Annotated in this window: 10 protein-coding genes; 5 read left to right on the top strand and 5 right to left on the bottom strand. The window is 72.7% G+C overall.

Annotation, left to right across the window (positions count from 1 at the left end):
* Positions 1 to 201: 201 nt before the first annotated feature.
* Positions 202 to 1,062: a dihydropteroate synthase gene (folP, locus tag ABT154_RS03915; RefSeq protein WP_351852453.1), complete on the bottom strand. Its 861-nt coding sequence runs from the start codon at positions 1,060 to 1,062 to the stop codon at positions 202 to 204.
* 103 nt (positions 1,063 to 1,165) lie between these two features.
* Here folP and ABT154_RS03910 point away from each other — a divergent pair, with 103 nt between their 5' ends.
* Both ABT154_RS03910 and ABT154_RS03905 read left to right on the top strand, forming a co-directional pair.
* Positions 1,166 to 1,489 (top strand): hypothetical protein, encoded by a 324-nt coding sequence (locus tag ABT154_RS03910; protein ID WP_351852450.1) that lies wholly within the window; start codon positions 1,166 to 1,168, stop codon positions 1,487 to 1,489.
* Positions 1,486 to 2,073: a DNA-3-methyladenine glycosylase I gene (locus ABT154_RS03905; RefSeq protein ID WP_351852447.1), complete on the top strand. Its 588-nt coding sequence runs from the start codon at positions 1,486 to 1,488 to the stop codon at positions 2,071 to 2,073. The genes ABT154_RS03910 and ABT154_RS03905 overlap by 4 nt, the downstream gene beginning before the upstream one ends.
* Positions 2,074 to 2,101: 28 nt before the next feature.
* On the opposite strand, the gene ABT154_RS03900 is transcribed toward ABT154_RS03905, so the two are convergent.
* The 3 genes from ABT154_RS03900 to chcB form a co-directional block, all read right to left on the bottom strand.
* Positions 2,102 to 3,343: an FG-GAP-like repeat-containing protein gene (locus tag ABT154_RS03900; RefSeq protein WP_351852444.1), complete on the bottom strand. Its 1,242-nt coding sequence runs from the start codon at positions 3,341 to 3,343 to the stop codon at positions 2,102 to 2,104.
* A gap of 11 nt (positions 3,344 to 3,354) precedes the next feature.
* Complete coding sequence (locus ABT154_RS03895) at positions 3,355 to 4,596, bottom strand: FG-GAP-like repeat-containing protein (protein ID WP_351852441.1); 1,242 nt, start codon at positions 4,594 to 4,596, stop codon at positions 3,355 to 3,357.
* Between the two features lie 84 nt (positions 4,597 to 4,680).
* Entirely contained in the window at positions 4,681 to 5,484 is an 804-nt protein-coding gene (gene chcB, locus ABT154_RS03890; RefSeq protein ID WP_351852439.1) for a 2-cyclohexenylcarbonyl CoA isomerase, read from the bottom strand.
* Positions 5,485 to 5,796: 312 nt separating this feature from the next.
* Between chcB and ABT154_RS03885 the strand changes: the two genes are divergently transcribed.
* Positions 5,797 to 5,964, top strand: a complete 168-nt coding sequence (locus tag ABT154_RS03885) for a DUF3117 domain-containing protein (RefSeq protein WP_017239934.1) — start codon at positions 5,797 to 5,799, stop codon at positions 5,962 to 5,964.
* A 227-nt stretch (positions 5,965 to 6,191) separates the two neighbouring features.
* Here the strand turns inward: ABT154_RS03885 and ABT154_RS03880 are convergent, their stop codons facing one another.
* The gene (locus ABT154_RS03880; RefSeq protein WP_351852436.1) at positions 6,192 to 6,857 is read right to left on the bottom strand and encodes an O-methyltransferase; all 666 of its coding nucleotides are present in this window, start codon (positions 6,855 to 6,857) and stop codon (positions 6,192 to 6,194) included.
* Between the two features lie 142 nt (positions 6,858 to 6,999).
* Between ABT154_RS03880 and sigE the strand changes: the two genes are divergently transcribed.
* Entirely contained in the window at positions 7,000 to 7,758 is a 759-nt protein-coding gene (sigE, locus tag ABT154_RS03875; RefSeq protein WP_317877500.1) for an RNA polymerase sigma factor SigE, read from the top strand.
* Entirely contained in the window at positions 7,755 to 8,723 is a 969-nt protein-coding gene (locus ABT154_RS03870; RefSeq protein WP_351852433.1) for a zf-HC2 domain-containing protein, read from the top strand. The genes sigE and ABT154_RS03870 overlap by 4 nt, the downstream gene beginning before the upstream one ends.
* Positions 8,724 to 8,773: the final 50 nt, after the last annotated feature.

Raw genomic sequence — 8,773 nt, 5'->3', positions numbered from 1 at the left:
CTACGCGCGCCCGCGCCCATGCCTGACGGGGGCTACGCGCGCCCGCGCCCATGCCTGACGGGGGCTACGCGCGCCCGCGCCCATGCCTGACGGGGGCTACGCGCGCCCGCGCCCATGCCTGACGGGGGCGTCCGTGCGCCCGCGCCCGCGCCGGACTGCGCTGCGTCCGCGCGCCTCACGACTACCCGGGCAGAGGGGCGCCTATGCCAGCCCGCGCCTGGCCACCGCCGGCGGGCGGTGTCCCGCGATGGACGCCACCATGTCGAGGACCTGCTTCGTCTCCGCGACCTCGTGCACCCGGTAGACCTGGGCGCCCAGCCACGCCGAGACGGCCGTGGTGGCGAGCGTCCCGAGCACCCGCTCCTTCACTGGCCGGTCCAGCGTCTCCCCGACGAAGTCCTTGTTCGACAGGGACACCAGCACCGGCCACCCCGTCTCGGCCATCTCCCCGAGCCGCCGCGTCGCCTCCAGGCTGTGCCGGGTGTTCTTCCCGAAGTCATGGCCCGGGTCGATCATGATCGCGTCCCGGCGCACCCCCAGTGAGGCCGCGCGCTCCGCGAGCCCCACCGTCACGCGCAGGATGTCCGCCATCACGTCCTCGTACGCGACCCGGTGCGGCCGGGTCCGCGGCTCGGCGCCGCCCGCGTGCGTGCACACCAGCCCCGCGCCGTACTTCGCGGCCACCTCGGCGAGCCCGGGGTCCACCCCGCCCCACGCGTCGTTCAGCACGTCCGCCCCGGCCTCGCAGACCGCCGCGCCGACGTCCGCCCGCCAGGTGTCCACGCTGATCACGACATCGGGGTGGCGCCGGCGCACCTCGGCGACGAAACCGACCGTGCGCCGCGCCTCCTCCGCGGCCGTCACCTCCTCGCCGGGGCCCGCCTTCACCCCGCCGATGTCGATGATCGCCGCACCCTCGGCCACCGCCTGTTCGACCCGGGCGAGCGCCGGCTCGTCGCGGAAGGTCGCGCCCTGGTCGTAGAAGGAGTCCGGGGTCCGGTTCACGATCGCCATGATCACCGGCTCGTGCGGCCCGAATTCACGCCGTCCCAAGCGCAGCATCCCTTTTGTCCTCCCTCGTGTCCGTTCGCCTGCGACCCTAGCCGCCGGTGGCACGTGGCACGATCGGCACGGGACGATTTCCACTCAGGGGAGAGGCGCGCAGGTGTTCTGGTTTCTGCTCATCACGATGGTCGTGGTCGTGGCCGCGGTGACCCTGGCCGTGGTCGGCGGCGGCGAGGGCGAGGTGCTGCCCGAGGTGGCGCCCGAGCAGCTCGTCGACCCCCTCCCGGCCGGCCGGCAGGTCGACCGCGCCGACGTCGAGGCGCTCCGCCTCCCCGTCGGGCTCCGCGGCTACCGGATGGTGGACGTCGACGACGTCCTGGTCCGCCTCGGCGCCGAACTGGCCGAGCGGGACGCCCGGATCGCCGAGCTGGAGGAGGCGCTCGCGGGCGCGTCCGCCGGTGACGCGGACGGCGAGGGGGCATGACGGCCGGCGGGGCGGTCCCCGGCCCGGACGGGCGGCTGCGCTGCCCCTGGGGCCTGTCGACCGAGGACTACGTGGCGTACCACGACGAGGAGTGGGGCCGCCCGGTCCACGGCGACGACGCGCTCTTCGAGCGGCTCTGTCTGGAGGCCTTCCAGTCGGGCCTGTCGTGGATCACGATCCTGCGCCGCCGCGAGGGGTTCCGCACCGCCTTCGAGGGCTTCCGGATCGCCTCGGTCGCCGAGTTCGGGGACGCGGACCGCGAACGGCTCCTCGTGGACGAGGGCATCATCCGCAACCGCGCCAAGATCGACGCGACCCTCGCCAACGCGAAGCTGCTCGCCGGCTGGTCCCCGGGCGAACTCGACACGCTGATCTGGTCGCACGCCCCCGATCCGGAGGCCCGACCCGCCCCGCGTACGGTCTCCGACGTGCCGGCGGTCACCGACGAGTCCACGGCCCTCTCGAAGGCCCTCAAGAAGCGAGGGCTCCGCTTCATCGGCCCGACGACGGCCTATGCCCTGATGCAGGCCTGCGGGCTGGTGGACGACCATGTGGCGGACTGCGTGGCCCGGGGCGGACGGTAGCCCGTCCCGGGCCGGTGGGGCCGTCGGGTCAGAAGACGTGGACCCGCTCGGCGGAGTCCCAGCCCATGTCGGCCTGCGGGCCGGCGAGGCCGCCCCGGCCGTTTCCGGCGTAGATGTAGAGCTGGTTCCAGTCGATCGGCCGCATCAGGTCCGACGCCCCGTCGCCCGTCACGTCGCCGACGGAGAACACCGGGGCGTCCGACGGCCAGGCGTACGGCAGCCTGACCCGGGCGCCGAACGTGCCCCGGCCGTTGCCCGGGTAGAGCCAGAGGGCGCGCGAGCCGTCCCGGGCGACCAGGTCCGACCTGCCGTCGCCGGTCATGTCGCCGGGTGCCACGAGCCGGTTCATGGCGTTCCAGCCGCCGCCGACCTTCTTGCGGGTGCCGAACCAGCCCCGGCCGTTGCCCGGGTAGGTCCACAGGACACCGGCGGTGTCCCGGGCGACCAGGTCACGGCGGCCGTCACCGGTGATGTCGCCGACGGCCTTGATCTCCTTCATGGCGTTCCAGCCGCCGCCGATCTTGACGCGGGGCTTGAATCCGGCCTTGCCGGTGCCGGGGTAGAGCCAGAGCACGCCGGCCCGGTCACGGGCGAAGACGTCCTCGTTGCGGTCCCCGTTGTAGTCGCCGTGCCGGACGATCTGCGTCATGGCGTTCCAGCCGCCGCCGATCAGCACGGCATTGGGGGAGACGTCCCAGCGTGCGCTGTAGCCGTGGAGGTACCACAGGCGGCCGTCGTCGGCCCGCTCCAGGAGGTCGGGCCTGGAGTCGTTGTTCAGATCACCGAACTGCGCGGCGGCCGGGAGGCCGGTGGGGCGCTTCTCCTGGGGCCACCAGTCCATCCACGCTTCGCCGCCGTTGGCCTCCCAGGATGTGGTCGCCACCCGGATCGAGCTGATCCGGTTGTCGAGCCGGCCCATGATCGAGCCGTCGAAGTTGATCGCGCCGTTGTACGGGTCCGTGACCAGGGCGTCGCTGCCCCGGTAGTTCGTGTCGACGCTGAGCACGGCGTGCAGGGCGGAGTTGTTGACGACGCTGGAGATCGTGTTGTCCCAGGCGCCGAGGGTGGGCTGGCTGGACGTGACGATCTTCATCGCGCCCGTGAAGTCGCGGTACTGGAAGACGCACAGCCGCCCGGACGGGCAGCGCTCCGAACCTGCGGCGGCCGGAGGAGCGGCGGTCATGAGGGTCGCGAGGGACGCCGCCGTGGTGACGGCGGCGGCCAGGGCGCGACGGGCCCGAAGGGTGCGGATCATGGCTCGGGAGTCCATTCGGGAAAGGGTCAGAAGGCGTAGTGCGTGGACCGGATCGAGGAGAGGGTCCAAGGGGCCTGGAGGCGACCGTCCCCGGTGCCGTTGTAGACACGGAGCCGGTTCCGCTCCGGGCTTTCGGGGTCGGGGGTGTGCGCGACGAGGTCGGCGCGGCCGTCACCGTTGATGTCGCCGAGACCGGCCAGCTCGCCCAGGGCGTTCCAGCCGCCGGTGCCGATGAGCTTGCGGGCGCCGAACCAGCCGCGCCCGTTGCCCGGGTACAGCCAGAGCCTGCCGGTCGTGTCACGGGCGACGAGGTCGGCCTTCTTGTCGGAGTTCATGTCCCCGGCGCCGACGAGCTCGTTGATCGCCTTCCAGCCGCCGCCGACCTTCTTGCGGGCGCCGAACCAGCCGCGCCCGTTGCCCGGGTAGGTCCACAGGACGCCGGCGCCGTCGGAGGCGAGCAGGTCGCCCTTGCCGTCGCCGGTCAGGTCGCCGACGGCGGCCAGGTCGCGGATGGTGTTCCAGCCGCCGCCGACCTTGACGCGGGGCTTGAACCAGCCGCTGCCGTTGCCGGGGTAGAGCCAGAGGACGCCGGAGCTGTCCCGGGCGTACACGTCCTCGTTGCCGTCGCCGGTGTAGTCGCCGTGCCGGACCAGCTTCGTCATGGTGCTCCAGCCCCCGCCGACGAGCCGGGGGCTGGTTCCGCTGGTGTAGTCGTGGGACGCCCACAGCTGGCCGACCATGTTGCGGGCGAGGACGTCGGCGTACCCGTCCCGGTTGAGGTCGCCGAAGGCACCCGACGCGGGCAGCGTCGCGGGCCGGCGTTTCACCAGGTCGTAGATGGACGGGTAGCGGCCCTCGTCCCCGCAGAAGTCGTCCGCGTCGGGGCCGACGTCGACGGAGCTGACCGCCCGGTCCAGCTCGGGATGCGTGCTCTCGTCGAGGGACTCCGAGTAGTAGGAGTGGGTCGCACCCTCCGGGTTGAGCCCCGGCTCGGGGTGCAGGCAGATCGCGCTGCTGTACCCGTGCAGCTTGACGACGTACGACCGGATGCGGTTGTCCCAGGAGCCGAGCGACAGCATCGGTTTCCGGATCACGATCATGTCGCCCTGGTAGAGCGGCTTGCTGAAGCCGCACACGGCGTTGTCGGGACACCGGTCCCAGCCGTCGGTCGCCAGTGCCGGCGAGGACAGCGCGGTGGCGGAGAGGCCGAGGGCCAGGCCCGTCGTGAGTGCGCCGCGAAGAAGGCGCGCGGAAGGAGAAGGACGCACGGAACCCCCCAGGTATGTGCGTACGAATGGTGAGCGGATCCTATAGACCCGCCCACCACCCGTACGAACGGGTTCCCGCCGGGCTCAGCGGCCCAGGTACGTGGGCTTCTCCTTGGCGACGAAGGCGCGGACCGCGATCGTGTGGTCCTCGGAGGCGCCCGCCCGGGTCTGGAGCTCCTCCTCCTTCTCCAGCGCCTCGGTGAGCGAGTGGCCGGCGCCGAAGGCGAGGGACTCCTTCAGGGCCGCGTACGCCACCGTCGGGCCGGCCGCCAGCTTCCGCGCCACCTCCTCGGCCTCGGCGGCGAGGTCCGCGGCCGGGACCAGGCGGTTCGCGATGCCCAGCTCGTACGCCTCCCGCGCGCTGATCGTGCGCGGGAAGAGCAGCAGGTCGGACGCCCGGCTCGCGCCGATCAGCCGGGGCAGCGTCCAGGACACGCCCGAGTCGGCGGTGAGCGCCACGCCCGCGAACGCGGTGTTGAACGAGGCGGTCTCCGCGACCACGCGGAAGTCCGCCGCGAGCGCGAAGCCGAAGCCGGCCCCCGCCGCGACGCCGTTCACGCCCGCCACCACCGGCTTCGCCATGCCCGCGAGGGCCGTGGTGATCGGGTTGTAGTGGTCGCGGACCGTGTTCATGGTCTCGCTGGTGCCGGACTCCTGGTCCGCCATGAGCAGCCCCACGTGCTCCTTCAGGTCCTGGCCCACGCAGAACGCCCGGTCGCCGGCCGCGGTGAGCAGCACCGCCCGTACGGCGGGGTCCGTCGCGGCGGTCTCCACCGCGTCCCGGAGGGCCACCTTGGTCGCCACGTTCATGGCGTTCATGGCCTCGGGGCGGTTGAGCGTGATGGTGGCGAGTCCGTCGCTCACCTCGTACAGAACCGTGTCGGCCATCGTGATCCCTTCGCCTCTTCGCGTGGTTGACCAGCCCAGCATGGCGGACATCACCCGCACCGCCCATGTGAGGTGCGTCAAAGAATTGGGGGCTCCCGGCGGACGCCGAGCGGCGAAGTATCGCAGGCGGACCGCCGAAATGTGGGGTTTTGCGGGAGCGCGTTGCGGAAGCGATGCCAATCGATGTTGGTCATCGGGTCCTGCCATGCGGGATAATGACCTGGAAGCAATGTGTTCGAAGCCGGTGACGCGTGCTCCACATCATGGAGCTGCCCGGCTGACAAAGAGCTGGTTTCAGGAAGGGGAACAAGCATGGCGGCCATGAAGCCGCGGACGGGTGACGGCCCGCTCGAGGTGACCAAGGAGGGGCGGGGCATCGTCATGCGCGTTCCGCTCGAAGGCGGCGGTCGGCTTGTCGTCGAGCTGACCCCGGGCGAGGCCGAGGCGCTGGGCGACGCCCTGAAGAAGGTCGTCGGCTGACCCGACTCTCCTCGACATCCTGACCACTGCCCCGGTACGGCCTGCCCGTACCGGGGCAGTGGTGTGCCCGGGGACGGGGGGACTCGGGGTGGGCGCGCGGGGAACTTCGGCGCTGGGCTACGGGGGCCGGGACGCCCGGTACGACGGGGTCACGGAAGCCGGGGAGGCCGGTGCCACGGGGCTGCCGGGGCCGGGAAGTCCGGTCCCACGGGGGTGCCGCGGGCGTCTCAGCCCCGGCGGACCGCGCAGAGCAGGCCGTCGCCGACCGGCAGCAGGGAGGGGACGAGCTCGTGGCTCTCGCGCACCGCGCGGAGCAGTTCGCGGATCCGCTGGACCTCGGGCGGCTGGGACGCCGAGTCGACCGTGCGGCCGTCCGCGAAGACGCCCTCGAAGCAGACCAGGCCTCCCGGTCGCAGCAGGCGCAACGATTCAGCGAGGTAGTCCAGGTACTCCAGCCGGTCGCCGTCGCAGAACACGAGGTCGTAGCCGCCGTCCGCGAGCCGGGGCAGTACGTCCAGGGCACGGCCGGGGATGAAGCGGGCCCGGTTGCCGGCGAAGCCCGCCGCCCGGAACGCCGTCTTGGCGAGCTGCTGCCGCTCCGGCTGGAGGTCCACCGTGGTCAGGACGCCGTCCGGCCGCATCCCGAGCAGCAGATAGATGCCCGACACGCCCGTGCCGGTTCCGATCTCGGCCACCGCCTTGGCGTCCGCCGTCGCGGCGAGCAGGCGCAGCGCGCCACCGGTGCCGGGGGACACCGAGGGCAGCCCTGCCTCCCTGGCCCGCTCCCGGGCCCAGCGCAGAGCATCGTCCTCGGCGACAAAGGCGTCGGCGAACGACCAGCTCGTCTGCCGGTTGGCGGTAATGGCCCTCTCCTGTCCCCGTAGTTGACGCAACGGTGACTGTATCCGCTGTGAGCGGGAACCCGCAGATGGGACCGGGCGTTCACCAGGGGAAGGACGCGACAGGAGGCAGCCGGGCGACCCGGTTCCAAATTCGCGTAAAGATTCTTATCCGGAGCTAACGGGCGAGGTGGCTATGGTAGGGGCTCCACTGGACACCACCAGAGCCGACAGGGGAGGTGCGGCTGCGCCTGTGGATCGGGGAGGAGTGCTTCGGCGTCTTCTCAGGTCGGCGGGTGAGCCGAAATCCGTGACCGACACAGCTGACCGTTTCCGCTCCACCGACTCCGCTCCCACCACCGCGACCTTCGCATCGGATGCGGAATCGCAGGCGTGGACCCCTCCCAGCTGGGAGGAGATCGTCAGCACGCACAGTGGCCGGGTCTACCGGCTCGCGTACCGCCTCACCGGCAACCAGCACGACGCCGAGGATCTGACCCAAGAGGTCTTCGTCCGCGTCTTCCGCTCGCTGTCGACCTACACGCCGGGCACCTTCGAGGGCTGGCTGCACCGCATCACCACCAACCTCTTCCTCGACATGGTCCGCCGCAAGCAGCGCATCCGCTTCGACGCGCTCGCCGACGACGCCGCCGAGCGGCTGCCCAGCCGCGAGCCGTCGCCGCAGCAGGTGTTCAACGACACCCACTTCGACGCCGACGTGCAGCAGGCGCTCGACACCCTCGCGCCCGAGTTCCGCGCCGCGGTCGTCCTCTGCGACATCGAAGGACTGTCGTACGAGGAGATCGCCGCGACCCTCGGCGTGAAGCTCGGCACCGTCCGCAGCCGGATCCACCGCGGTCGCTCGCACCTGCGCAAGGCGCTCAAGCACCGCTCGCCCGAGGCACGGGCGGAGCGTGCCCTCGCCTCCGTGGGATGGGAGGCAGGGACAGCGTGAGCGGATCGCGTTCCTCGTCGCCGACCCCCGCGGAACACCACCTCGGGGACCGGCTGGCCGCGCTCGTCGACGGCGAACTCGGACATGACGCCCGCGAGCGGGTCCTCGCCCACCTGGCGACCTGCGCCCGCTGCAAGGCGGAGGCCGACGCACAGCGCAGCCTCAAGAGCGTCTTCGCCTCCGCGGCGCCCCCGCCGCCCTCCGAAGGGTTCCTCGCGCGCCTCCAGGGGTTGCCCGGGGGTCCTGGCGAACCGGGCGGACCCGGTGGTCCCGGACGCTCCGGCGGCCCCGGAGGACCGAGGGGGCCCCTCGAAGAACTCCTCGGCGCCGGCGGACTGAAGACCGACGGCTTCGCCACCGCCGCGGTCGTCACCCCGCACGCCCCGCACACCGGCTTCCGTATCCACGAGGTCGGCGACCGGGTGTCCGGCGGCTCCGGCCGCGGGCGCCGGTTCGCCTTCGCGGCGGCCAGCGCGGTCTCCTTCGCGGCCATCGCCCTCGGCGGCACCCTGCCGCTGGAGGCCTCGGTGAGCGCGAGCGCGCGCGGCGGCCAGGGCACGGGCAGCGCGGTCACCCCGCTGCGCGCCACCGCCGCGGGTCCCGGCTCGGGCACGGCCGTCTCCCGGGGCACGCGCTCCGGCGACCGGTCCGGCGCCCAGTCGGTCGGGGCCGGACAGCCGGTCGCGGGGGACCCGCCGTTCTCGGCGGTGCCCGCCGGGCTGCCGCACGGCCCGGTGTCGACGGCCGGTCAGGGCACGGTCCCGGCGGGCGCGGTGCCGCTGGACGCGATGCGTTCCCCCGCGACACCGATGACGGCCGTACGGCTCCAGGACCCGGTCCCGCAGTCGTTCTTCGCCCTGTCGCCGTTCATACGGCCGACGGGTCCGGCGCTCCAGCTGGCCTTCGCCCCCGGGCCGAGTCCGGCGGCGAGTCCGACGAGCGGGCCGCTCGGCTCCCACCGCTGACCCGCGACCTGGTTGAATCCAGGGACACCGGCGCCCGACCCAGGGGCGCG

The sequence above is a fragment of the Streptomyces sp. NPDC001728 genome (assembly GCF_040297565.1).
In the GTDB taxonomy this organism is placed as follows: Bacteria; Actinomycetota; Actinomycetes; order Streptomycetales; family Streptomycetaceae; genus Streptomyces.
This window is presented reverse-complemented; position numbering and strand designations above follow the sequence as displayed.